This window comes from Motilibacter peucedani, from assembly GCF_003634695.1.
Taxonomy (GTDB): Bacteria; Actinomycetota; Actinomycetes; order Motilibacterales; family Motilibacteraceae; genus Motilibacter; species Motilibacter peucedani.
This window is the reverse complement of record NZ_RBWV01000009.1, coordinates 76,293-98,970: the sequence shown is the minus strand read 5'-3', so window position 1 is coordinate 98,970 and position 22,678 is coordinate 76,293. Positions and strand designations below refer to the sequence as shown.

Annotated in this window: 24 protein-coding genes; 13 read left to right on the top strand and 11 right to left on the bottom strand. The window is 73.7% G+C overall.

The genetic code is table 11. The annotated features are described in order from the left end of the window. Window positions 1-25: 25 nt before the first annotated feature. Window positions 26-457, bottom strand: a complete 432-nt coding sequence (gene dtd, locus CLV35_RS01965) for a D-aminoacyl-tRNA deacylase (RefSeq protein ID WP_121192278.1) — start codon at window positions 455-457, stop codon at window positions 26-28. Window positions 458-535: 78 nt separating this feature from the next. On the opposite strand from dtd, the gene CLV35_RS01960 reads away from it, so the two are divergent. Genes CLV35_RS01960 through CLV35_RS01950 form a run of 3 tightly spaced genes read left to right on the top strand, consistent with a single transcriptional unit; the run spans window position 536 to window position 2,020 of the window. Continuing rightward, window positions 536-1,150, top strand: a complete 615-nt coding sequence (locus CLV35_RS01960) for an RsiG family protein (protein ID WP_231121336.1) — start codon at window positions 536-538, stop codon at window positions 1,148-1,150. Window positions 1,151-1,154: 4 nt separating this feature from the next. Next, window positions 1,155-1,496, top strand: coding sequence for a DUF2516 family protein (locus CLV35_RS01955; RefSeq protein WP_231121334.1), 342 nt, complete (start codon window positions 1,155-1,157; stop codon window positions 1,494-1,496). Beyond that, window positions 1,493-2,020: an O-acetyl-ADP-ribose deacetylase gene (locus CLV35_RS01950; protein WP_121192272.1), complete on the top strand. Its 528-nt coding sequence runs from the start codon at window positions 1,493-1,495 to the stop codon at window positions 2,018-2,020. Before CLV35_RS01955 ends, CLV35_RS01950 begins: the two co-directional genes overlap by 4 nt. Here the strand turns inward: CLV35_RS01950 and CLV35_RS01945 are convergent. Then, on the bottom strand, window positions 2,017-2,826 hold the full coding sequence (locus tag CLV35_RS01945) for a methyltransferase domain-containing protein (RefSeq protein WP_231121330.1): 810 nt from the start codon (window positions 2,824-2,826) through the stop codon (window positions 2,017-2,019). The two genes, CLV35_RS01950 and CLV35_RS01945, sit on opposite strands and share 4 nt — an antisense overlap. 118 nt (window positions 2,827-2,944) lie before the next feature. On the opposite strand from CLV35_RS01945, the gene mshA reads away from it, so the two are divergent. Continuing rightward, window positions 2,945-4,192 carry a D-inositol-3-phosphate glycosyltransferase gene (mshA, locus tag CLV35_RS01940; protein WP_121192268.1) on the top strand — a complete coding sequence of 416 codons (1,248 nt, stop codon included), beginning with the start codon at window positions 2,945-2,947 and terminating at the stop codon, window positions 4,190-4,192. 24 nt (window positions 4,193-4,216) lie between these two features. Beyond that, window positions 4,217-4,987 (top strand): phosphoglyceromutase, encoded by a 771-nt coding sequence (locus CLV35_RS01935; RefSeq protein ID WP_121191741.1) that lies wholly within the window; start codon window positions 4,217-4,219, stop codon window positions 4,985-4,987. Between the two features lie 41 nt (window positions 4,988-5,028). On the opposite strand, the gene CLV35_RS01930 is transcribed toward CLV35_RS01935, so the two are convergent. Then, window positions 5,029-5,430: a hypothetical protein gene (locus CLV35_RS01930; RefSeq protein WP_121191740.1), complete on the bottom strand. Its 402-nt coding sequence runs from the start codon at window positions 5,428-5,430 to the stop codon at window positions 5,029-5,031. Window positions 5,431-5,493: 63 nt separating this feature from the next. Then, the gene (gene phoU, locus CLV35_RS01925) at window positions 5,494-6,159 is read right to left on the bottom strand and encodes a phosphate signaling complex protein PhoU (RefSeq protein ID WP_121191739.1); all 666 of its coding nucleotides are present in this window, start codon (window positions 6,157-6,159) and stop codon (window positions 5,494-5,496) included. Between the two features lie 203 nt (window positions 6,160-6,362). Here phoU and CLV35_RS01920 point away from each other — a divergent pair, with 203 nt between their 5' ends. Then, the gene (locus CLV35_RS01920) at window positions 6,363-7,541 is read left to right on the top strand and encodes a sensor histidine kinase (protein ID WP_231121325.1); all 1,179 of its coding nucleotides are present in this window, start codon (window positions 6,363-6,365) and stop codon (window positions 7,539-7,541) included. Next, on the top strand, window positions 7,538-8,218 hold the full coding sequence (locus tag CLV35_RS01915) for a response regulator transcription factor (RefSeq protein WP_121191737.1): 681 nt from the start codon (window positions 7,538-7,540) through the stop codon (window positions 8,216-8,218). Before CLV35_RS01920 ends, CLV35_RS01915 begins: the two co-directional genes overlap by 4 nt. A gap of 108 nt (window positions 8,219-8,326) precedes the next feature. On the opposite strand, the gene CLV35_RS19845 is transcribed toward CLV35_RS01915, so the two are convergent. From CLV35_RS19845 to CLV35_RS19840, 3 genes are all read right to left on the bottom strand, one after another. Further along, window positions 8,327-11,551 (bottom strand): protease pro-enzyme activation domain-containing protein, encoded by a 3,225-nt coding sequence (locus CLV35_RS19845; RefSeq protein ID WP_183061610.1) that lies wholly within the window; start codon window positions 11,549-11,551, stop codon window positions 8,327-8,329. A gap of 200 nt (window positions 11,552-11,751) precedes the next feature. Beyond that, window positions 11,752-12,321 carry a hypothetical protein gene (locus CLV35_RS01905; RefSeq protein ID WP_121191736.1) on the bottom strand — a complete coding sequence of 190 codons (570 nt, stop codon included), beginning with the start codon at window positions 12,319-12,321 and terminating at the stop codon, window positions 11,752-11,754. Between the two features lie 58 nt (window positions 12,322-12,379). Continuing rightward, window positions 12,380-13,117, bottom strand: coding sequence for a hypothetical protein (locus CLV35_RS19840; RefSeq protein WP_183061608.1), 738 nt, complete (start codon window positions 13,115-13,117; stop codon window positions 12,380-12,382). A 205-nt stretch (window positions 13,118-13,322) separates the two neighbouring features. Here CLV35_RS19840 and CLV35_RS01895 point away from each other — a divergent pair, with 205 nt between their 5' ends. From CLV35_RS01895 to rlmB, 6 genes are all read left to right on the top strand, one after another. Continuing rightward, entirely contained in the window at window positions 13,323-13,805 is a 483-nt protein-coding gene (locus CLV35_RS01895; RefSeq protein ID WP_121191735.1) for a CarD family transcriptional regulator, read from the top strand. A gap of 89 nt (window positions 13,806-13,894) precedes the next feature. After that, on the top strand, window positions 13,895-14,644 hold the full coding sequence (ispD, locus tag CLV35_RS01890; protein ID WP_121191734.1) for a 2-C-methyl-D-erythritol 4-phosphate cytidylyltransferase: 750 nt from the start codon (window positions 13,895-13,897) through the stop codon (window positions 14,642-14,644). Further along, a complete protein-coding gene (gene ispF / locus CLV35_RS01885) occupies window positions 14,641-15,147 on the top strand; it encodes a 2-C-methyl-D-erythritol 2,4-cyclodiphosphate synthase (protein WP_121191733.1) in 507 nt (168 codons plus the stop codon). The genes ispD and ispF overlap by 4 nt, the downstream gene beginning before the upstream one ends. A gap of 9 nt (window positions 15,148-15,156) precedes the next feature. Continuing rightward, window positions 15,157-15,795: an MBL fold metallo-hydrolase gene (locus CLV35_RS01880; RefSeq protein WP_121191732.1), complete on the top strand. Its 639-nt coding sequence runs from the start codon at window positions 15,157-15,159 to the stop codon at window positions 15,793-15,795. 20 nt (window positions 15,796-15,815) lie between these two features. After that, the gene (cysS, locus tag CLV35_RS01875; protein WP_231121323.1) at window positions 15,816-17,234 is read left to right on the top strand and encodes a cysteine--tRNA ligase; all 1,419 of its coding nucleotides are present in this window, start codon (window positions 15,816-15,818) and stop codon (window positions 17,232-17,234) included. A gap of 10 nt (window positions 17,235-17,244) precedes the next feature. Next, window positions 17,245-18,219: a 23S rRNA (guanosine(2251)-2'-O)-methyltransferase RlmB gene (rlmB, locus tag CLV35_RS01870; RefSeq protein WP_121191731.1), complete on the top strand. Its 975-nt coding sequence runs from the start codon at window positions 17,245-17,247 to the stop codon at window positions 18,217-18,219. On the opposite strand, the gene CLV35_RS01865 is transcribed toward rlmB, so the two are convergent. The 4 genes from CLV35_RS01865 to CLV35_RS01850 form a co-directional block, all read right to left on the bottom strand. After that, on the bottom strand, window positions 18,216-19,511 hold the full coding sequence (locus CLV35_RS01865) for a diguanylate cyclase domain-containing protein (protein WP_121191730.1): 1,296 nt from the start codon (window positions 19,509-19,511) through the stop codon (window positions 18,216-18,218). The genes rlmB and CLV35_RS01865 overlap by 4 nt on opposite strands. 81 nt (window positions 19,512-19,592) lie before the next feature. After that, window positions 19,593-20,906: a DUF4032 domain-containing protein gene (locus CLV35_RS01860; protein ID WP_121191729.1), complete on the bottom strand. Its 1,314-nt coding sequence runs from the start codon at window positions 20,904-20,906 to the stop codon at window positions 19,593-19,595. A 95-nt stretch (window positions 20,907-21,001) separates the two neighbouring features. Continuing rightward, window positions 21,002-22,108, bottom strand: coding sequence for an ABC transporter ATP-binding protein (locus CLV35_RS01855; protein WP_121192264.1), 1,107 nt, complete (start codon window positions 22,106-22,108; stop codon window positions 21,002-21,004). A 202-nt stretch (window positions 22,109-22,310) separates the two neighbouring features. Further along, entirely contained in the window at window positions 22,311-22,604 is a 294-nt protein-coding gene (locus tag CLV35_RS01850; RefSeq protein ID WP_121191728.1) for a WXG100 family type VII secretion target, read from the bottom strand. Window positions 22,605-22,678: the final 74 nt, after the last annotated feature.

Below are 22,678 nucleotides of genomic sequence, written 5' to 3'. Positions count from 1 at the left end.
GCGACCACCAGGGACCACGACGTCGTCAGCCGGCGCTGTCGAGCAGGATCGTCACGGGGCCGTCGTTGGTGAGGGTGAGGGCCATGTCGGCGCCGAACACCCCGGTCTCGACGTGCGCTCCGCGCTCGCGCAGCTCGGCGACGAACGCCTCGACCAGCGGCTCGGCGACGGCGCCGGGCGCGGCGGCGGACCAGCTCGGGCGCCGACCCTTGCGGGTGTCGGCGTAGAGGGTGAACTGGCTGACGACCAGCAGCGGGGCGTCGAGGTCGGCGCAGCTGCGCTCGCCCTCGAGGATGCGCAGGCCGTGCACCCGCCGGGCCAGTGCGGCCGCGACACCGGCGTTGTCGCCGTGCGTGACGCCGACCAGCACCACCAGCCCGGGGCGCGGCAGCGCGCCGACCACGGCCCCGTCGACCACCACGTGGGCGCTGCTCGCCCGCTGCACCACCGCCCGCACGGGTCCCATGATGAGGCTCGCGGGTGGCAGGATGCGGGGGAGACCCTGCAGAGCCCGAGCGAGGAGCCCCCGAGCACGATGACCGAGCCCACCGACCCCTCGTCGCCGGACCCGTCAGCGCCGGTCGCCGGCCCGCTCGACGGGGGCCGCCGCCGCATCGACCGCGTGCTGTCCTCGGGCTACCTCGAGAACCTCGCGGAGCGCGACCTCGACGAGGTGCGCACCCTGCGCCGCGAGGCCGAGCAGGAGGAGTCCGACCTCTCCTACGTGCGGCGCCTGCTGCAGGGCCGCCTCGACATCCTGCGCGCCGAGCAGACCCGCCGCGCGACCGGTGGCGAGCCCATCGACGAGGGCAGCGAGGAGGACTTCGTCGCCCGCCTCGCGCGCACCCTGGCCGACTCCGGCCCCCGCGCCGACCAGAGCCACGCCCGGCTCCCGCACGTCGACCCCTCGCGCATCGGCGAGACCCGCCGCCGCGTCGAGCAGCTGGCCGCCGAGGTCGGCTTCTCCGACCTCGGCGCGCTCTCCGACGACGAGATCGCCTCGGCCGTCTCGCGCCTGCGCGCCTTCGAGGACGAGGTCTCGCACTCGCGCCGCGACGTCCAGACGGTGGTCGACGCCTGCACGGCGGAGATCGGGCGCCGCTACAAGGAGGGCGTCGCGCACGTCGAGGACCTGCTCGGGCGGGGCTGAGCGCGTGCTGAGCACCTCCTGGCTGCTGGCGCTGGTGTGGCTGGTCGAGATCGGCCTGGTCGTGGCCGCGGTCGTCGACGCCGTGCGCCACCGCGCCGCGGCCTACGTCGCCGCGGGCAAGCTGACCAAGCGCATCTGGCTGCTGATCCTCGGGCTCGGCCTGCTGCTCGTGCTGCTCGCCTGTCCGATCAAGGCGGTGCTCAGCAACCCCGTGCTCAGCCCCGTCAACCTCCTGCCGCTCGCGGCGCTGGTCGCCTCGGCGGTCTACCTCGTCGACGCCAAGCCGGCCCTCGAGCAGATGCGCGGGCGCGGCGGCGGCCGTCAGGGGCCCTACGGCCCGTGGTGAGCCCGGTCCGCCTGATCCGGGGCGACATCACCGAGCAGCGCGTCGACGTCATCGTCAACGCCGCCAACTCCGGGCTGCTCGGCGGCGGCGGGGTCGACGGCGCGATCCACCGGCGCGGCGGGCCGGACATCCTGCGCGAGTGCCAGCACCTGCGGGCGACCACGCTGCCCGACGGGCTGCCGGCCGGCCAGGCGGTCGCGACGACGGCCGGCCAGCTGCAGGCGCGCTGGGTCGTGCACACCGTCGGACCGGTGTGGTCGAGCAGCATCGACCGCAGCCCGGTGCTGCGCAGCGCCTACACCAGCTCGCTGCGGGTGTCGGCCGAGCTCGGCGCCCAGACGGTCGCGTTCCCGGCGATCAGCGCCGGGGTCTACGGCTGGCCGCTCGCCGCCGCGGCGGAGGTCGCCGTGCGCGCGGTGCTCGGCAGCCCCGTCGTCATGCGCGAGGTGCGCTTCGTGCTGTTCGGCCACGACGCGTACGAAGCGTTCCGCGTCGCGCTCGACGCCGCCACCCGCCGCGACTAGCCCTCGCGCGGCGCCACCGCCGACCACGCCACGGTCAGCTCGCCCAGCCGCCAGCGCGCGGGACGGTCGAGCACCGGCCAGCCGCGCTCGTGCAGCGTCGCCGCCGCCCGCGCCCACCGCTGCCGGGCGCCGTAGGCCGCGTACGGTGCCGCGGCGTCCCACGCCGCGTCGAAGGCGGTGAGCAGGTCGTGGACCGGCTCACCGCCCACGTTGCGGTGGATCAGCGCCTTCGGCAGCCGCTCGGCGAGGCTGCCGGGCCGGTCGAGTCCGGCGAGCCGCGCGGCCAGGGTGAGCGTGCGCGGCCCCTCCGGCCCGAGCGCCACCCAGCTCGCCCGCCGGCCGAGCTCGTCGCACGTGCCCTCGACCAGCCGCCCGCCGGGCGCGAGCCGGGCGCACAGCGTGCGCCAGTGCGCCAGCGCCTCGGCCTCGGGGTACTGCCGCAGCACGTTGAGCGCACGCACCAGCACCGGTGAGCGGCCGTCGAGCGGCAGCTCGAACCCGCCGAGGCGGAACGAGACGCCGGGCGACGCGTACGGTGCGGCGGCCGCGACGCGGGAGGGGTCGATCTCGACGCCGACCACCTCGACGTCGGGCCGTACCGCGCGCAGCCGGTGCGCCAGCTCCAGCGTGGTGACGGGCGAGGCGCCGTAGCCGAGGTCGACGACGAGCGGGTCGGCAGCGGCGCGCAGCAGCGACGCGTACGACGCGGCCGTCCAGCGGTCGACGCGGCGCAGTCGGTTGGGCGCGGTGGTGCCGCGGGTGAGCGCGCCGAGGGGGCGGCGTACGCGTCCGGCCGGCTGCACCACGAGGCGAAGGGTCCCACGAGTGCATGGGCCGGGCATCGGGGAGGATGGGGGTGTGACCCGCGACCTCGCGAGCCCGCTGCGGCCCCGCCGCCGGCTCCGTCCCGCCCGCCGGGTCGCGATGCTCAGCATCCACACCTCGCCGCTCGACCAGCCGGGCACCGGTGACGCGGGCGGGCTCAACGTCTACGTCGTCGAGCTGTCGCGCCGGCTGGCCCAGCTCGGCGTCGAGGTCGACATCTTCACCCGCGCGACGCGCGTCGACCTCCCGCACGTCGTCGAGCTGGCCCCGGGTGTGCTGGTGCGCCACGTGGTCGCCGGCCCGCTCGAGGGGCTGGCCAAGGAGGACCTGCCGGCGCAGCTGTGCGCCCTGGCCGCGGGGGTGCTGCGCGTGGAGGCGGCGCACGAGCCGGGGCGCTACGACGTCGTGCACTCGCACTACTGGCTCTCCGGCCAGGTCGGCTGGCTGGCGGCCGAGCGCTGGCGGGTGCCGCTGGTGCACACCATGCACACGATGGCGCGCGTCAAGAACCTCACCGTCGGTCCCGACGACCGCCCCGAGCCGCTGACCCGCGAGATCGGCGAGGTGCAGGTCGTCGAGGCCGCCGACCGGCTGATCGCCAACACCGACGAGGAGGCCGACGAGCTGGTGCAGCTCTACGACGCCGACCCCGCGCGGGTCGACGTGGTGGCGCCGGGCGTCGACCTCGACACCTTCCGACCGCACCCGCGGGCGGCGGCGCGGCGGCAGGTGGGGCTGCGTCCCGACGCGCTCGTGCTGCTCTTCGTCGGACGGGTGCAGCCGCTGAAGGCCCCCGACGTGCTCGTGCGCGCGACCGCCGAGCTGCTCGCCCGCGAGCCCGGGCTGCGCGAGCACCTCCAGGTCGTGGTCTGCGGAGGGCCGAGCGGAGCCGGGCTCGAACGGCCCGAGTCGCTGGTCTCGCTGGCGCGCGAGCTCGGCGTCGACGACGTCGTGCGCTTCCAGCCGCCGGTGCCGCGCGAGGAGCTGCCGCTGTGGTACTCCGCCGCCGACCTCACCGTCATCCCCTCGCGCAGCGAGTCCTTCGGGCTGGTGGCGATCGAGTCGCAGGCCTGCGGCACGCCGGTCGTGGCGGCCTCGGTCGGCGGGCTGCGCACCGCCGTCGCCGACGGCGAGTCCGGCGTGCTGGTGCCGGGCCACGACCCGGTCGCGTGGGCGGGCGCGATCGGCGACCTGCTGGCCTCGCCGGCGCGGCGGGCCGCGCTCGGAGCGGGAGCAGCTCGGTACGCCGCCGGCTTCGGCTGGGCGCGCACCGCCGAGATGGTCGCCGACGTCTACGAGCACGCGCTCGAGGACGCCCGGGTGCCGAGCGCTGCCGCGGGCGGCTGAGCGCCCGCCACTAGGCTGCAGGCCATGGCAGACGTCGACACCCGGGCCGGCTCCACGCTGGTCCTGCTCCGCCACGGCGAGAGCGAATGGAACGCGAAGAACCTGTTCACCGGCTGGGTCGACGTCGACCTGTCGGACAAGGGCCGCGAGGAGGCCCGCCGCGGCGGGCAGCTGCTGGCCGAGTCGGGCATCGCCCCGGCCGCCGTCCACACCAGTGTGCTGCGCCGCGCGATCCGCACCAGCGAGATCGCGCTGCACGAGGCCGGCCTGCACTGGCTGCCCGTCCGCCGCTCGTGGCGGCTCAACGAGCGCCACTACGGCGCGCTGCAGGGCAAGGACAAGGCACAGACCCTCGCTGAGTTCGGCGAGGAGCAGTTCATGCTGTGGCGCCGGTCCTTCGACGTGCCACCGCCGCCGATCGCCGACGACGACGAGTTCTCGCAGTCGGGCGACGCGCGCTACGCCGCACTGCCCTCGGAGCTGCTGCCTCGCACGGAGTGCCTGAAGGACGTCGTCGAGCGGATGCTCCCCTACTGGTACGACGCGATCGTGCCCGACCTGCGCGCCACGGGCACGGTGCTGGTGGCCGCGCACGGCAACTCGCTGCGCGCGCTGGTCAAGCACCTCGACGGCATCAGCGACGAGGCGATCGCCGGGCTCAACATCCCGACGGGCATCCCGCTGGTCTACCGGCTCGACGCCGACCTCAAGCCGACGACGCCGGGCGGGGAGTACCTCGACCCCGACACCGCCGCGGCCGCGATCGAGGCCGTCAAGAACCAGGGCAAGAAGTAGCCGCTTCCGGCTGAGCACAACTGGGTGTGCAGGATGCGCCGTCAGGACGACGCGTCCTGCACACCCAGTCGCCCGACCTCGGTGACGACGTGCCGGTCGACCGGGCAGCACCACACCGCGCGGCCGTCGTGCTCCTCCGCCTGGAGCGGGTGACTGCCGGGGTGGTGCGGGCAGGGCGGCCAGCTGGTGGAGGCGCTGAGCGTCCACAGGGCCTCCACCGCCCACTCCTGCACCTGGTCAGCGAGATGGGCCACCTGCTCCGCCGTCGGCCGGCCGAGCTCGATGAAGACGCCCATCCCGGACCCGTCGGCGGCGTGCAGCATGCAGCTCGCCGTCCCCGGGTACGGCTGCCAGGGCACGTCGCGGACGTCGGGCACGACGCCGCCGGGGGCGGACAGGTCGCGCAGCAGCACCGTCAGGGCAGCCTCGAGCTCCGGGTCCACCACGACATCGTGGTCCCTGGTCGCCGCTCCGGGGCGATGGGGCACCACGACATGGTGGCAGCGTCAGACGGCGGCGACCTGCTCCGGGGTCGGGTGCTCGCCGGTGACCAGGTAGACCACGCGGCGGGCGACGGCCACGGCGTGGTCGGCGAAGCGCTCGTAGTAGCGCCCGATGAGCGTCAGGTCGATCGCGGCCTCGACGCCCTGGCCCCAGTCGTCGTCGAGCAGCACCGTGAACAGCTGGCGGTGCAGCGCGTCCATCTCGTCGTCGTCGCGCTCGAGCTCGAGCGCCGCCTTCACGTCCTTGTCGGCCACGACCGAGCCGGCCTTCAGGACGATGCGCCCGGCGACCGCGCCCATCTGCGCGGTGATCGCGCGGATGTCGGCCGGGATCGCCGAGCTCGGGTAGCGCATGCGGGCGACCTGCGCGAGGTGCCGGGCGAGGTCGCCCATGCGCTCGAGGTCGGCGCTCATGCGTAGCCCGGCCACGATGATGCGCAGGTCGGTGGCGACCGGCTGCTGGCGCGCCAGCAGGTCGTAGGACCGCTCCTCGAGGTCGTGGTGGATCGCGTCGAGCTGCTCGTCGGCAGCGATGACGCTCTCGGCCAGGTCGAGGTCGGCGTCGAGCAGGGCGGTCGTGGCCCGCGACACCGCGGAGTGCACCAGCCGGGTCATCTCGACGAGCTGGTCGCTCAGGGCGTCCAGCTCGTCGTGGAAAGCGTCACGCACAGGGAGGTCCTCTTTCGCACGAGCGGAGCGACCAGTCTCCCGCACGCAGGTGAACGGTGCCCGACGCATCCGTGAACATCGGCCCACTGCGTCGCGCACAGCGCGTCGGCGCGGCGTCCGCGGGCCTGCGTGCTGCATACGATTCGTGCCGTGAACCGACTCCGCGGCGGCACCGCCCGCCGTCCGGGCGCAGGAGCGTGAGCGTGGCCTGGTACGCCGCCGGCCGCCGCCGCCCGCGCCCGCAGCCCGAGCGCCCGGTCGAGCTGGTGCCCGAGGGCATCGCCGACGTGCTCTCGGTGCTGCGCTCGTCGACGGTGCTGCTCGACGCCTCGGACGACGTGCTGCGCGCCAGCCCCACGGCGTACGCGTTCGGCCTGGTCCGCTCCGACCGGCTCGCCTCGCCGGAGATCCTCGCGCTCGTGCGCCGGGTGCGCCGCGACGGCGAGATCCGCCAGCAGGACCTCGAGCTGCCCCGGGGCCCGCTGGGCGGCGAGACGCTCGCGGTGACCGCGCGCGTCGCTCCGCTGGCCGACGGCGACCTGGTGCTGGTGCTCGTCGAGGACCGCACCGAGTCGCGGCGGGTCGACGCCGTGCGCCGCGACTTCGTCGCCAACGTCAGCCACGAGCTCAAGACGCCGGTCGGCGCGCTGAGCCTGCTCGCCGAGGCCGTGATCGGCGCGAGCGACGACCCCGAGGCCGTGCGCCGCTTCGCCCAGCGCATGCACCGGGAGGCCGCCCGGCTCTCCGACCTGGTGCAGGAGCTCATCGACCTGAGCCGGCTGCAGGGCCACGACCCGCTGAAGGCGGCGCGCCGCGTCGAGGTCGACGGCGTGGTGGTCGAGGCCGTCGACCGCTGCAGCCTGGCGGCCGGTGCCAAGTCGATCACGCTGGTCACCGGCGGTGAGGAAGGGCTGTGCGTCATCGGCGACGAGCAGCAGCTCGTCATGGCGCTGCGCAACCTCATCGACAACGCGATCTCCTACAGCCCCGAGAAGACGCGCGTCGCGGTCGCCGTGCGCCACCGCGGCGACCTGGTCGAGCTCAGCGTCACCGACCAGGGCATTGGCATCCCCGAGGCCGACCTCGACCGCATCTTCGAGCGCTTCTACCGCGTCGACCCCGCCCGCTCGCGGGAGACCGGTGGCACCGGGCTCGGGCTCAGCATCGTCAAGCACATCGCCACCAACCACGGCGGCGAGGTGTCGGTGTGGAGCGCCGAGGGTTCGGGCTCCACCTTCACCATCCGGCTGCCCCAGGACGCGACGACCCGGGGCGACGACGACCCGCTGGTCGCGGCCGAGGCAGCCGCCCTCAACGAGCACGGGGCGCCCGACGCGCCGCTCGCTCCCACCCCCCGCCCCGTCTCGCAGGAGGCCCAGTGACCCGCGTCCTTGTCGTCGAAGACGAGGAGTCCTTCAGCGACGCCCTGTCCTACATGCTGCGCAAGGAGGGCTACGAGGTCGTCGTCGCGCCCACCGGGCCGCTGGCGCTCGAGGAGTTCGACCGCAGCGGGGCCGACCTGGTGCTGCTCGACCTCATGCTCCCCGGCATCCCGGGCACCGAGGTCTGCCGGGCCCTGCGCCAGCGCAGCTCCGTGCCCGTCATCATGCTCACCGCCAAGGACAGCGAGATCGACAAGGTCGTGGGCCTCGAGCTCGGTGCCGACGACTACGTCACCAAGCCGTTCTCGGCCCGTGAGCTCGTGGCCCGCGTCCGTGCGGTGCTCCGCCGCGGGGGCGAGCCGGAAGAGGCGGCTCCCGTGGCCCTCGAGGCCGGGCCCGTGCGGATGGACGTCGACCGGCACGTCGTCACGGTGGGCGGCGCCTCGGTGCAGCTGCCGCTCAAGGAGTTCGAGCTGCTCGAGATGCTGCTCCGCAACGCCGGCCGCGTCCTCACCCGCATGCAGCTGATCGACCGGGTCTGGGGGTCCGACTACGTCGGCGACACCAAGACCCTCGACGTGCACGTGAAGCGGCTGCGCGCCAAGATCGAGCCCGACCCCGGGGTGCCCAAGCACCTGGTCACCGTGCGCGGCCTCGGCTACAAGTTCGAGCCCTAGGCGCCGACGTGCCCAGCGCCCCGCCGGACGACCGGCGGGGGCGCTGAGGTGTCGCGTGGTGCTAGATGGTGCTAGATGGTGCCAGGTGGTGCCAGGTGGTGGTCCTGGTCAGCTGATGACCAGGAACGTGTCCACCTCCACCCGCGGGTGCCCGCTGGTGCCGCTCGAGGTCACCGTGTAGGTGTGGGCCCCTGCGGTCAGCCCGGTCGACGCTGCAGCCACGTACGTCTGCTTGGTCGTCGACCCGTTGGTGCTGACGCTCGACGAGCTGCCCGAGTCGACCTTCACCGTGGCGGAGCCGTTGGTGGAGGCGATCTGGGTGACCCACGCGACCTGCGTGCCGGTGAAGGACACCTTGGCGGTCTTGCCTCCGCTGGTCGTGTACTTCACGTTGCCGCCCGACGCCCCGGACTCGTTGACCTGGGTCCAGCCGGAGGAGTAGGCGATGCGGCTGCTGGTGTTCTCGTAGCTCGACAGCGTGAAGGTGCTGCCGGCCTTCCAGCCGCTCACGTTGCCCGCGCGGTCGGTCACCCGCACCTGGTAGCGGTAGGTGTGGCCGGAGTGGATGTGGACGATGGCCGAGGTGGCGCCCGGCGACGACAGGCTCACGCCGGTGTAGGCACCGCCGTCGACGCTCTGCTGCAGCGTGTAGCCCGAGATCCCGCTGCCCCCGGTGTCGCTGCCCGACCACAGGATCTGGACCGGCGCCCCGGAGGAGGTGAAGGTCTGGCCGGTGATGAGCTTGGGGTGCGGTGCGGAGCTGATCGTCGGGACCGCGGTGTCGACGACGATCGTGTCGGTCGCACCGGCCGACACCGTGCCGGCGGCGTTCATGACCTGCACCGAGAGGCTGCGGGTGCCGTTGCCCGACGGCAGACCGTAGGTCGTCGACGAGGCGTAGGGGTGCCACGGACCGTAGGAGCTGCCGCCGTTGTTGGAGAACCGCATCTGCGTGACCGGGTCGCCCGAGGTCGGGTTGCTGGCCGAGAGGGCCACCGACACGGTGGAGCTGTTGGCGTAGGTCGCCCCGCTGTTCAGGCTGATGCTGGCCGACGGGGTGCTCGTGTCGTAGCAGACCGGGCCGTAGCTGCGCAGCGTGGAGAGGCCCAGGTTGTCCCATGCCCGCACGTAGAGCGTGTGGCAGCCCTGGCCTGCGGAAGCCAGCGAGACCGAGCCCGTCGAGGCCTTCGGGTAGGTCGGGCCGTAGTAGAACGGGTCGCCCGTGCCCGGGTGGGCGTGGCTGGTCGGGTTGCCGGGGTCGGCGTCCCAGCGGTAGGTGTAGCCGGCGTTGCCTGCGGCACCGTAGCTGCCGCCGCTGTCAGCGACGGACCAGCTCAGCGAGGGGTTGCTGGTGTACCAGACGCCGGTCGACGGGCCGCTGATGCCGATGCTCGGCGGCGTCGCCTCGGGGACCGTCCAGTAGTTGATGTCCCACGCCAGCTGGAGCATGTTGAGCGAGCCGAGACCCGTCGCCAGGTCGTAGCCGGTGCCGGCGCACCACCCGCCCCCGACGTCGTTGCTCGTGCAGCCGGAGGTGATGTCGTAGACCGGGTTGTGCGTGGTGCCCGTCGAGGCGCCCAGGTAGATCGCGTTGTTCGGGTTGCCGATCAGGCCGCAGGCCTGGTTGCCCGTCGAGCCGCAGATGTTCCCCATCGAGATCCGGTAGGCGTTCGCCTGGGCGAAGAAGCCGGCCAGCTCCGGTGCCACGATGCTCGTGCCGCCGCTGCCGCGCCGTACGCCGCCGAAGAAGATGTTCTGGCCGATGCTCGCGTTGAGCGAGACGTCCGGAACCGCGCGGTGGCCGGGGCACAGGCCGTTGACGCGCCCGCTCTGGTAGCCCGGCTGCGCGAACTGCACGCTGCAGCCGCCACCGCCGCCGCCGTTGTTGACACCGCAGCTGCCGGCCGACGAGCCACCGGTCCAGGCGACCTCGCTGAAGAAGCCACCGGCGGCTTGCAGGGTCGTACCACCTGCTGCCACCACGTCCGGGTCGGAGCTCGGGTAGGACACGCTGACGTGCGAGCAGTCGGCGTAGGGACCGGCGTCGTCAGAGGCGGCCGTCAGCGACCAGCCCTGGCCCAGCATCGCGTTGAAGATGTTGTGCTGGGTGTTCATGAGGCCGCTGGAGGCGCAGTAGGACTCGGCGCAGCCCCAGCTGGTGCTCATCGTGCGCGCCACGCCGTCCGACAGCATCGAGTTGTAGATGTCGGTGAAGGTCGTCAGGAGGGCGTTGGCGCCGTCGTACATCCGCACGTGGGCCGTGTCGAGGTAGCTGCCGAAGCTGTTGGCCATCGCCGTCGACCACTCGAGGTCCATCGTGCCCTCGAGGTCGTTGCCGCTCGGCGTCCCGTCGATGTAGCGGGTGTCGTAGCTGTAGGCGAGGTAGGGGTAGAGGTCGTGGAAACCCTGCATGTCGCTGAGCTGCTGGAGACCGACGCTGGCGATGGCGATCGAGGTCGCCGGCGGTGCCCCGGTGGAGACGTGGGTCGGGTTGCAGCAGTGGCCCTGCCGGTTGAGCGCGTCGGTGTCGTAGGCCGTCGACGCGTAGATGTCGCTGGGGTCGTAGAACCCGCCGGTGGTGGCGGACTTCGCCTTGGCGGCGCTCATGGCCGCGGCGAGCAGCGCGGTGCTGCCGTCGGCGTGCTGCGACGGGCCCTCGGAGACGGCGGCACCTGCGGAGTACGCGGTGCTCGCCTCCTGCTCGGCCGTGGCGCCCTGCGGTTGCAGGACCTCGAGCGAGTTCAGCCCGCCGACCGCCTCGACCACGTCGGAGATGGACGCGGGCAGCGCCGGCGCGGCGGTGTTGGCGTAGAACTGCCGCTGTCCCAGGGTGTAGTCGTTGATGCTGACGCCGAGGGCCTTCTCCACCGTGCCGACGTCGCCCTCGAGGTCGACGACGAGGTGGTTCGCGAACCGGCGGGTGACCGTGATGCCGTTGGCCTGCGCCCAGTCGACGACCTTCTGCTCGTCGGCGGCGCTGGGCGCGAAGCGCGCGTTCCACTGCTCGGCCGTGAGGTAGCGGTGGAAGTTCGGCGAGCTCTTGTCCTGCAGCGAGGCGAGGAACGCCTCCTCGTCGTCGGCGTGCGGGGTCTGCAGCCCGACGGTCAGCCGCAGCCGCTGCGACTCGTCGGTGGCGCGCACCAGGTGGGCCGAGCCGCTGGTCACGGCCTGCGGCGCGCTGCCGCGCTGGTGGGTGGGGAACGCGGCGGAGGTCGGGACGGTGGGGGCGGCGGAGCCGCCCGGCCCGTCGGCGGACGGTGAGGTGGCAGCCGAGGCGACTGCCGGGGTGACGCCGAGGGCGAACGCGGCGAGCGCAGCGAGGCTGCCTGTCACGTGCCTGCGGCGAGGTGGTCGAGACGACGACATGGTGGCCCTCCCGGGGCTGTCGGCGACGCCGGCACCGCCCCGGTGCGTACCGGGGCGGGTGCCAGGAGGCGTAGGTGCCTTCCTCCTCAGCAGAGGGAGGCGCTGCGCACGCAGATACGGCGCGGGAGGTGCCCTATCGGGCCGAGCGGGAGGTCAGCCGGGGGCGGTCAGCTGGAGGGTGCGGCGGTGGGCGTGGCGGTGGCGTAGTAGCCGGCCTCGGCGACCACGGGCACCGTCAGGCTCAGCGACTGCGACGGGTCGAGCTGCACGGTCAGCGGGACGTAGGAGCCCGGCTCGAAGGACGCGCCGCTGAACTGCGCGGTGGTGCCCGACGAGCCGCCGACCTGGAGGGTGCTCTGGGCAGCGACCTTGGTGGGGCCGCTGATGCTCGCCTGCGCGTCGCCGCTGGCGACCCCCGCGAGCGTGACGGCACGGGCCGCGATGTCAGGGGTGAGCGCGTTGGCGTTGGCGGTGTTGGCGATGGTCATGGTGACCGTGCTCCCGGAGGAGCCGGCGACGATGACCGCGTTGAGCACCTTGAGCGAGCCCGAGGTCACGTTGGTGCCGTCGCCGGGGTACTGCACCTGGTTGGTCTGCGCGTCGAAGCCCGACCCGCAGCCGGCGAGCAGCGCCGCGCAGGACGTGAGCCCGGCCAGCACGGCGGCCCGGCTGCGCAGGAGCGCGCGGCCGGGAGCTGCGGGGACTCGACGGGTGGCGCGCAGCAGCGGACGGGTCACGGCGGGTGCTCCTCCGACGGGGGTTGGTCGTGGGCCAGCGTAGCCAGGGCGGACGACCTCAGCGCGACGCGGTGGTCACCGGGCGCGGTCGTGTCAGCGAGGCGAGCGTGACGTCGATGCCGGTGGAGCTCACGGCGCCGGCGAGAGCCGGCCCGGAGAGCTCCTCCTCGACGACGCCGTCGGAGCGCACGAGCAGCAGCACCGGGCCGCCGTCGGCGGGCGCCGCCCCCGCCTCGTCGAGCCCCGAGCGCAGCGCGCCGCCGGTGTCGGTGGCGGTCACGACGACGCCCGGGTGGAGCCCGCGCGTGAGCTGCACCGCGCTGTCGCGGGCGCCCTCGGGCGCGACGACCCAGACCTCGACGCCGACGCCCGCGGCGGCGCGGGCCAGGGCGTCGACGGTGGGCGCGCACCCGCAGGAGGCGCCGGTGACGAGCACGGCGGCCGGGCGCACCGCGCGCGAGGGCACGGGACCGGCGCGGGTGGCGAGCGCGGTGGCGGGCAGCAGCCCGCCGGTGCGGCCGTCGGCGACCGAGACGACGGCGAGGGGTACGCGTGCGGGCAGCGGGTGCGGGAGGACCGCGGCGGCGAGGCCCCCCAGCGTCGCGGTGACGGCGACCGCGAGGGTCACCAGCAGGGCCAGGGGTCGGCTGCGGCCCGAGCGCGTGGAGGTGAGGGCCGCCCGCCAGCGGGCGCGGCGCTGCTCGCGCAGCCAGGCCCTGCGGTCCGGCTCGAGGTCGCGGGCGTCGTCGGGGACCACGACGGCCGGCCAGGGAGTGGGAGCACCGCCCTCGGCCATGCCGCCCATCGTGCCACCCGGGCAGCGGGCCCGCACCTGTGAGGACCTCGCAGCGCGTGCATGCACGACCGCGCCGGGTCCGCAAGCCGGGCGCAAGCATGCCAGCGCGGGTGTTGTCAAGCCCCTGACCTGCGGAAATGCCTCCGATCGGACGGTCACAACCGCCCGGAGCCGTGTTAACCTCGATAGCGGAAAGGGGAAATGAATGACGTTCAAGGTCGGCGAGACTGTCGTCTACCCCCACCACGGGGCTGCCCTCATCGAGGCCATCGAGAACCGCACCATCAAGGGGGTCGACAAGACCTACCTGGTGCTCAAGGTCGCCCAGGGCGACTTGACGGTCCGCGTCCCCGCGGACAACGTCGACCTGGTCGGTGTGCGCGACGTGGTCGGCCAGGACGGGCTCGACCGGGTGTTCGAGGTGCTGCGCGCGCCGCACACCGAGGAGCCCACCAACTGGTCGCGGCGCTACAAGGCCAACCTCGAGAAGCTCGCGAGCGGTGACGTGATCAAGGTCGCCGAGGTCGTCCGCGACCTCTGGCGCCGCGAGAAGGACCGCGGCCTCTCGGCCGGCGAGAAGCGCATGCTCGCCAAGGCCCGCCAGATCCTGGTCAGCGAGCTGGCGCTCGCCGAGCGCACCAACGAGGACAAGGCCGAGGCCGTCCTCGACGAGGTGCTCGCGTCCTGACCCCTGCTCCGCACGCGGAGCCGCACGTCCGAGGCCCGGTCCCCGCGAGGGGGCCGGGCCTCGTGCGTCGCAGCCACTAGGGTCGCGTCGTGCCCGCCGCCGTCCTCGTGCCCGCCGCCGGGCGGGGCGAGCGGCTGGGGCCCGGCGCGCCGAAGGCCCTGCGCGCGCTGGCCGGCGAGCCGCTGCTCGTCCACGCCGTCCGGGCCCTCGCCGCCGCTCCGAGCGTCGGCCTCGTCGTCGTCGCCGCACCCGCCGACGCCGTCGAGCAGGTGCGGGCGCTGCTGGCCGGTGTCGTCGGCACCACCGCCCTCGAGGTCGTCGCCGGCGCGGGCGACCGGCAGGGCTCGGTGACCGCCGCGCTGGCGGCCGTCCCGGCTGAGGTCGACGTGGTGCTGGTGCACGACGCCGCCCGCCCGCTCGTGCCGGTCGCCCTCGTCGAGGCGGTGGTGGCAGCCGTACGCAGCGGTGCCCCCGCCGTCGTCCCCGGCGTGCCGCTCAGCGACACCGTCAAGCGCGTCGACGCCGACGGCGTCGTCGTGGAGACCCCCGAGCGCGCGCACCTGCGCGCGGTGCAGACCCCGCAGGGCTTCGCCGCGGACGTGCTGCGCGCGGCGCACGCCGCCGCCGGCGGCGGACCGGTCGCCACCGACGACGCCGGGCTGGTCGAGCGGCTCGGCCACCCGGTGCGGGTCGTCCCGGGCTCGCCGGACGCCCTGAAGGTCACCCACCCGCTCGACCTGGTGCTCGCCGAGGCCGTCCTGGCCGGACGGCGCGGCGCAGCGCACGAGGCCGCCGCGCTCCACCAGGCCGCCGCCGTCCACCCCCAGGAGGCACCGTGACGCTCCCGCGCGTCGGCACCGGGCTCGACGTCCACCCCTTCGAGGCCGGGCGCGAGCTGCGGGTCGCCGGCCTGCTGTGGCCGGGCGAGACCGGCCTGGCCGGGCACTCCGACGGCGACGTCGCCGCGCACGCGGCGTGCGACGCGCTGTTCGCCGCCGCCGGGCTGGGTGACCTGGGGGCGCACTTCGGCACGAGCGAGCCGCAGTGGGCCGGCGCGCTGGGTGCCACGCTCCTGGCGGAGGCGGCCCGCCGCGTACGCGCCGCCGGCTTCGAGCTGGGCAACGTCTCGGTGCAGGTGGTGGGCAACCGGCCCAGGATCGGCACCCGGCGTGCCGAGGCCGAGGCGGTGCTCTCCGAGGCCGCCGGGGCGCCGGTCTCGCTGTCGGCCACGACCACCGACGGGCTGGGCCTGACCGGCCGCGGCGAGGGCCTCGCGGCGCTGGCAACGGCGCTCGTCGTGCCGCGCGACCCCGGTGGTGGAGACCTGCCCGCGCTGGGGTAGGGAGGTGGCATGCAGATCACCAAGCTCGGACACTCCTGCCTGCTCGTCGAGGACGAGGGCACCCGCCTGCTCGTGGACCCCGGTGCGTTCTCGCAGGGCTACGACGACCTGACCGGCCTCGACGGCGTGCTCGTCACCCACCAGCACTTCGACCACCTCGCGACCGACCGGCTCAAGGCCGTGCTCGCGGCCAACCCGTCAGCGACGCTCGTGGTCGACCCCGGCACCGCCGGCGTCCTGGAGGAGGCCGGCGTCCCGGGCGCCCAGGTCTTCACCGACGGCGACACGACCACGCTGGGCGGGCTCGAGGTCCGCGGGTTCGGCAAGGACCACGCGCTGTTCCACCCCGAGGCCGACCTCATCCCCAACACCGGCTACCTCATCGGCGGGCGGCTGTTCCACCCCGGCGACTCGCTCGCGGTGCCCGGCTTCGACGTCGAGGTGCTGGCCCTGCCCGTCGTGGCGCCCTGGTCGAAGATCTCCGAGACCGTCGACTTCACCCGCGCGGTCGCGGCCCGGGTCACCTTCCCGATCCACGACGCGATCATCGTCGAGGCCGCGCAGGGCGTGTTCGACGGCACGGTGCAGGGCCTCGGCGCCCAGGGCCGCACCTACTCGCGGATCGACGGCGAGCCGCTCACCGTCTGAGCGCCGATAGGCTTGTCGGTGTGACCGGCCTGCGCTTGTACGACACCGCGACGCGGTCGCTGCGCCCCTTCGAGCCGCTCGAGCCGGGCAAGGTCGGCATCTACCTCTGCGGTGCGACGGTCCAGTCGCCGCCGCACGTCGGGCACGTGCGCTCCCAGCTCGTGTTCGACGTGCTGCGGCGCTGGCTCGTCCACCGCGGCTACGACGTCACGTTCGTGCGCAACGTGACCGACATCGACGACAAGATCCTGCGCAAGGGCGCCGAGCAGGGCGTGCCGTGGTGGCAGGTCGCCGCGGCCAACGAGCGCGCGTTCGAGTGGGCCTACGACGTCCTCGGCTGCCTGCCCCCGTCGGTCACGCCGCGCGCGACCGGCCACGTGACCCAGATGGTCGAGCTGATGGACCGGCTGGTCGAGCGGGGCGCCGCCTACGCCGCGTCGGGCGACGTCTACTTCTCGGTCGGCGCCTACCCCGCCTACGGCTCGCTGTCGGGCCAGCGGCTCGACGACGTGCAGCCGGCCGCCGACGCCGAGGTCGAGACCTTCAAGCGCGACCCGCGCGACTTCACGCTGTGGAAGGCGGCCAAGCCGGGCGAGCCGTCGTGGCCCACGCCGTGGGGCCGCGGCCGGCCCGGCTGGCACCTCGAGTGCTCGGCGATGGCCGAGGCCTACCTCGGCCCCGAGTTCGACATCCACGGCGGCGGCTTCGACCTGGTCTTCCCGCACCACGAGAACGAGATCGCCCAGTCGCGGGCCGCCGGCGACGGCTTCGCGCGCTACTGGCTGCACAACGGCTGGGTCACCACCGCCGGCGAGAAGATGAGCAAGTCGCTCGGCAACTTCCTGCTGGTCAGCGAGGTCGTCAAGCGCGTACGCCCCATCGCCCTGCGCTACTACCTGGTCTCCGCGCACTACCGCTCCCACATCGAGTACAGCGAGGAGGCGCTGGCCGAGGCCGCCGTGTCCTTCGCCCGCATCGAGGGCTTCGTCGAGCGCGCGGTCGAACGGCTCGGGGATCCCGCCGGCGAGGGCCGGCTGCCCGACGCCTTCGTCGCCGCCATGGACGACGACCTCGGCGTGCCGGCGGCGCTGGCGGTGCTGCACGACTCGCTGCGCGAGGCCAACAAGCTGCTCGAGTCAGGCAGCGACGAGGAGCTCACCCTCGCGCTGGGGTCCCTGCGAGCCATGCTCTCCGTGCTGGGCGTCGACCCGCTCGACCCGGTCTGGCGGCGGCAGGGGAGCGAGGGTGACGACGGCCTGCGCCGGGCAGTCGCCGCGCTCGTCGAGTCGGCCCTGGCGCAGCGCCAGGACGCCCGCGCCCGCAAGGACTTCGCCGCCGCCGACGCGGTGCGCGACCGGCTGCTCGCCGCCGGCGTCGCGGTCGAGGACACCCCGCAGGGGCCGCGCTGGTCGCTCGCCCCCGCAACCGACAGGAGCTGAACCCGTCCCCATGGCAGGCAACGACAAGCGCCACGGCGCCAAGCGGCGCGAGGGCACCCGCAAGGGTCCGACGGTCGGCTCCGGCGGCCAGGCCCGCCGCGCCCTCAAGGGCAAGGGCCCGACCCCGCCGGCTGAGATCCGCACCGGCCACCCCGCTGCCCGCCGCGCCGCCTCCGCGGCCAAGCGCGCCGGCTCCTCCGGCGGCTCGTCCACCCGCGGCGTGCGCCGGGCCGCCGGGCGCGAGGGCAGCGAGCTGGTGGCGGGCCGCAACAGCGTGGTCGAGGCGCTGCGCGCAGGCGTCCCCGCCAACACGCTGTTCGTCGCCGAGCGCATCGACACCGACGACCGCGTGCGCGAGGTGCTGCGCATCGCGACCAACCGCGGGCTGCCGGTGCTGGAGGGACCGCGTACCGAGCTCGACCGCATGACCGAGGGGGCCGTGCACCAGGGCCTCGTCCTCCAGGTGCCGCCCTACGACTACGCCGAGCCCTCGGACCTCGTGCGCCGGGCCGAGGACCTGGGCGAGACGCCCCTGCTGCTGGCCCTCGACGGCGTCACCGACCCGCGCAACCTCGGCGCGATCGTCCGCTCCGGCGCGGCCTTCGGCGCCCACGGCGTCGTCGTGCCCGAGCGGCGCGCGGCCGGCATGACGGCCGGCGCCTGGAAGGCGTCCGCGGGTGCCGCCGTCCGCGTGCGCGTGGCGCGGGTGACGAACCTGACGCGAACGCTGCAGGACCTCAAGGAGCAGGGCTTCTTCGTCGCGGGGCTCGACGGCGAGGGCACCGTCGAGGTCGGCGACCTCGAGGTCGCGAGCGAGCCGCTGGTGCTCGTGGTGGGCTCAGAGGGCAAGGGGCTCTCGCGCCTGGTGCGCGAGACCTGCGACCTGGTCGTGCGCATCCCCATCGCGGCCAGCACCGAGTCGCTCAACGCCGGCATCGCGGCCTCGATCGCGCTCTACGAGGTGGCTCGCCGCCGCTCGGCCTAGCGTCGGGCGCGGCGCTTCGCCGCGTACATCTGCTGGTCGGCGTAGGCCAGCAGCTGCGCCGGCGTGCTCGCGCCGGGCTCCGTCACCGCGCAGCCCACGCTCGCGCCGATGTGCAGCAGCTCGCCGTCGCACCAGTAGGGCTGCGACAGCGTCGCCTGCACGCGGGAGGCGAGCTCCTGCGCGGCCTCGGCGGTGCGCAGCCCTGGGCACAGCATCACGAACTCGTCGCCGCCCAGGCGTGCCACCGAGTCGCCCTCCCGCGAGCACGCCCGCAGCCGCCGGGCCGCCTCGCGCAGGATCTCGTCGCCGTAGGCGTGGCCGTAGGTGTCGTTGACGTCCTTGAAGCGGTCGAGGTCGACGAAGAGCAGCGCGACGCTGCTGCCGGCCGTCGGGCCGTGCAGCGCCAGGTCGATGTCGTCGGTGAGCGTCGTACGGTTCATCAGCCCCGTGAGCGCGTCGTGCGTCGCGCGGTGGGTGAGCGAGACGCTCACCGCGTGCCGGTCGGTGTCGTCGCGGATCGCGAGGATGACCCCGGTGACGGTGCCGTCGACTGCGCGCTCGGGCACGAAGCGGCCGTGGTACCACCGCTCACCACTGCTGCGCGCCCACAGGAACTCGGTCTCCTGCGTCAGCCCCGTCTCGATGCTGCGCGACGCTCCCTGCTCGATCGCGGCGAGGGCGTCGTCGGGCAGGCCCAGCGCCCTCCCGTCCGAACCCAGCAGCCCGCGCGTGTCGACGAGACCCAGCATGGCGAGCGCGGTGGGGTTGAGGTAGGTCCAGCGCATCGAGGTGTCGAGGCGGCACATCGCGTCGGGCGAGCCGTCGAGCAGCGTACGCATCTCCTCCTGCACCCGCGCCAGCTCGGCGTTGGCGACGGCGAGCTCACCGGCGCGGTCGGCGAGCTGGCGCTCGGCCTCGACCCGCCGGGTGATGTCGTGCGCCATGCCGTAGGTGCCGATTCGCGTGCCGTCGTCGGCGAGCAGGGGGTACTTCCACACCGAGAGCCACAGGTGCTCGCCCGTCGCGGTGACGACGTGCTCCTCCTTGCCGGCGATGGGCGGGCCGCCGGCGAGGATCGCGCGCTCGTCGGCGGCGGCCAGCTCGGCGTGCTCGGAGGAGAAGAAGTCGGCGTCGGTGCGGCCCACGGCGTCGCGGGGGTCGTCGAGGCCGAGCCGGGCGGCCTGCGCCCGGCTCACCAGCAGGAAGCGGTTCTCCAGGTCCTTGAAGAACACCGCCTCGGGGGAGGACAGCAGCAGGTTGGAGAAGCAGACCTGGTCCAGGTCGACGTCCATCCCTCCCACCTCCCCTCCGCGGCGCAGCTGCTCCTGGTCAGGTTCGGCAGGACCGGACCGGGGCTGAGCAGATGGCGCCGCTCAGGGCGTGGCGTCCTCCGCGTCGTCGCTCTCGTCGTCGTACGCGTCGTCGTCGTAGGAGTCGTCGTCGTTCGCGACGAGCAGCGCGGACATGTCCTCCTCGGGCAGCACGGCGAGCTCGTCGCGCTTCTTGGGCAGGATGTCGCGGACGTAGCTCTCGAGCGCGGCGTCGAGCCCGACGTCCTGGCGGGCGCGCTCGGAGAGGAACCACCGGTGCTCGAGCACCTCGTGGAAGACCTCGGCCGGCTCGAGCTTGCCGCGCAGCTGGCGCGGGATGCCGTGGACGACCGGCTCGAACACCTCGAGCAGCCACTCGTGGGCGACGATCTCCTCGTCCTCGTTCTGCCGGTCGGTCTCCACGCGGTACTGGTCGAGGTCGTTGAGCAGGCGTCGCGCCTGGTTCTCCTCGACGTCGAGGCCGGTCAGCCGGAGCAGTCGCCTGCTGTGGTGGCCGGCGTCGACGACCTTCGGCTGGATGTGCACGGTGGCGCCGTCGTAGTCGGTGACGATCTGCAGCTCGCCGACGTCGAAGCCGAGGTCGTTGAGCCGCTCGACCCGCTTGTTGATGAGGTAGCGCTCGTCGAAGTCGATCTCCTGCTCGCCGGTCAGCTCGCCCCAGAGCCGCTCGTAGCGGCGCTGTATCGCGTTGCCGGTGTGGATCGGGTCGACGTCCTCGTCGAGCAGCCCGCCGGCCTGCAGGTCCATGAGCTCGCCGATGATGTTGATGCGGGCGCCCTCGATGTCCATGGCGCGCTGGCCGTCGGAGAGCGAGTCGTGGAGGTCGCCGGTCTCGGCATCGACGAGGTAGGCGGCGAACGCGCCGGCGTCGCGGCGGAACAGCGTGTTGGACAGGGAGCAGTCGCCCCAGTAGAGCCCGACGAGGTGCAGCCGCACGAACAGCGCGGTCAGGGCGTCGAGCAGGCGGTTGGCGGTGTCGGGGCGCAGCGTCTGGGAGAACACCGCCCGGTAGGGCAGCGAGAACTGCAGGTGCCGGGTGACGAGGCAGGAGAGCAGCTCCTCGCCGTCGGGGTCGGTGCGCCCGTTGACCACGGCGACCGGCTCGACCGAGGGCACGTCGAGGCGCTGGAGGTCGCGCAGCAGGCGGTACTCGCGCTCGGCGTAGTGCTGGGTGACCTCCTTGACCGCGTAGACCACCCCGGCGATGCGCACGAAGCGCACGGTGTGCCGGGAGATGCCGCGGGGGAGCGCGACGATCAGCGACTCCGGCCACTCCTCGAGCGGCAGCGACCACGGCAGGTCGAGCAGGAGCTGGCCGTCGCGTACGGCGGTGATCTGGAGCGCCACGCGAGCCATTGTGGACCACTCGCCGCGCCGGCCTCCTCACCGTGGCGGAGACAGCTCCGCCCCCGGCCGCAGGTGCGGACGGGGGCGGAACCGACGTGCTGGGGTCAGACGTTGATGCGCAGCCCGCTCGCGGTGGAGAACAGGTGCTGCTGACCCTCCTTGATGGTCAGGTAGATCGTCTCGCCCTTCATCGGGACCGAGCGCGCGGGCACCCGGACGATGATGTCGGTCAGGCCCGAGGGCTGTCCGTTCGAGTCGACGAACGAGGCGTAGGCGAACGCCTCGGCGCCGAGCTCCTCGACGACGTTGACGATGACCGGGAAGGAGCCCGGCGTGCCCTGGGGCACCACGTCGAGCGACTCGGGGCGGTAGCCGACGGTGATGGTCTTCTCGCCCGACACCGCGTCGAGCGAGGTGCGCGGCAGCGGGAGGGTCGAGCCGTGGCCGAGGTCGGCCCCGCCGTCGACGATCGGGAGCTGGGAGATGTTCATGGCCGGCGAGCCGATGAACCCGGCGACGAACACGTTGGCGGGCTTCTCGTACATCGCGCGCGGCGTGTCGACCTGCTGCAGGACGCCGTCCTTGAGCAGCGCGACCCGGTCGCCCATCGTCATGGCCTCGACCTGGTCGTGGGTGACGTAGACCGTCGTGACGCCGAGGCGGCGCTGGAGCGAGGCGATCTGGGTGCGGGTCTGGACGCGGAGCTTGGCGTCGAGGTTCGAGAGCGGCTCGTCCATGAGGAACACCTGGGGCGAGCGGACGATCGCGCGGCCCATGGCGACGCGCTGGCGCTGGCCGCCGGAGAGCGCCTTCGGCTTGCGGTCGAGGTACTGCTCGAGGTCGAGCAGCTTGGCGGCCTCGCGGACGCGGGTGGCGCGCTCGTCCTTGCCGATGCCGGCGATCTTGAGCGCGAAGCCCATGTTCTCGGCGACGGTCATGTGGGGGTAGAGCGCGTAGTTCTGGAACACCATCGCGATGTCGCGGTCCTTCGGGGGCAGGTCCGTGACGTCACGGTTGCCGACGAAGATGTTGCCGCTGTTGACCTCCTCGAGGCCGGCGAGCATGCGCAGCGAGGTCGACTTGCCGCAGCCCGAGGGGCCGACGAGGACGAGGAACTCGCCGTCGCCGATCTCGAGGTTGAGGCTGTCGACCGCGGGCTTCTCAGTACCGGGGTAGATCCGGGAGGCGTTGCGGAAGGACACGGAGGCCATGAGCTTTCCCTTCACCGGCAGGAACGTGCCGGACGATCCGAGTGACAGGGCCGGGCGGCGACCGCCGTCCGGATGAGCGCAGCGTACGTGGGGGGCGCCCCGCTCGGAACCCCTCGCCGCCGCCCGGAGCACTTCGTGATCGTTCCGTGACCAGAGGCGGCGCCCCGGTGCCGGCCACAGGCGGGCACCGGTGCGCCCGGGCTCAGCGGAAGGCCTGGGCCAGCGTGGCGTCGGCCTCCTGGAAGGTGCGGGCCGCGGTCTCGAGGTAGGCGCCCATGCCCTCGAGCCCGCCCACGACCTGGACGACGCCGGCGTCGAACTCGTCGTAGGACGCGGAGAACGCCCTGCTCGAGCTGTCGGTGACGTAGCCCTGGGCGACGAGGCCCGTGACCAGCGAGCTGAGCCGGCGCAGCGTCTGCTCGATCTCGGCCTTGCCGGCCTTGAGCTGCGCTCCGGCCGCCGACATGTCGTGGTAGGTGACGGAGAGGTTCGCCATCGGTGTCGCTCCTGGTTCTCGTGGTGACGTGCCCGTGGCCGGGACGTGCTGGCAGCACTGATGGTGGCTGTCCG

Bases quoted from the DNA above. Each gene is read 5' to 3' on its own strand.
- CLV35_RS01960 (WP_231121336.1), top strand. From the start codon at position 536: ATGACCGAGCCCACCGACCCCTCGTCGCCGGACCCGTCAGCGCCGGTC.
- mshA (WP_121192268.1), top strand. From the start codon at position 2,945: ATGCTCAGCATCCACACCTCGCCGCTCGACCAGCCGGGCACCGGTGAC.
- CLV35_RS01935 (WP_121191741.1), top strand. From the start codon at position 4,217: ATGGCAGACGTCGACACCCGGGCCGGCTCCACGCTGGTCCTGCTCCGC.
- CLV35_RS19840 (WP_183061608.1), bottom strand. From the start codon at position 13,117: ATGGCCGAGGGCGGTGCTCCCACTCCCTGGCCGGCCGTCGTGGTCCCC.
- CLV35_RS01895 (WP_121191735.1), top strand. From the start codon at position 13,323: ATGACGTTCAAGGTCGGCGAGACTGTCGTCTACCCCCACCACGGGGCT.
- CLV35_RS01880 (WP_121191732.1), top strand. From the start codon at position 15,157: ATGCAGATCACCAAGCTCGGACACTCCTGCCTGCTCGTCGAGGACGAG.
- rlmB (WP_121191731.1), top strand. From the start codon at position 17,245: ATGGCAGGCAACGACAAGCGCCACGGCGCCAAGCGGCGCGAGGGCACC.
- CLV35_RS01865 (WP_121191730.1), bottom strand. From the start codon at position 19,511: ATGGACGTCGACCTGGACCAGGTCTGCTTCTCCAACCTGCTGCTGTCC.
- CLV35_RS01860 (WP_121191729.1), bottom strand. From the start codon at position 20,906: ATGGCTCGCGTGGCGCTCCAGATCACCGCCGTACGCGACGGCCAGCTC.
- CLV35_RS01855 (WP_121192264.1), bottom strand. From the start codon at position 22,108: ATGGCCTCCGTGTCCTTCCGCAACGCCTCCCGGATCTACCCCGGTACT.
- CLV35_RS01850 (WP_121191728.1), bottom strand. From the start codon at position 22,604: ATGGCGAACCTCTCCGTCACCTACCACGACATGTCGGCGGCCGGAGCG.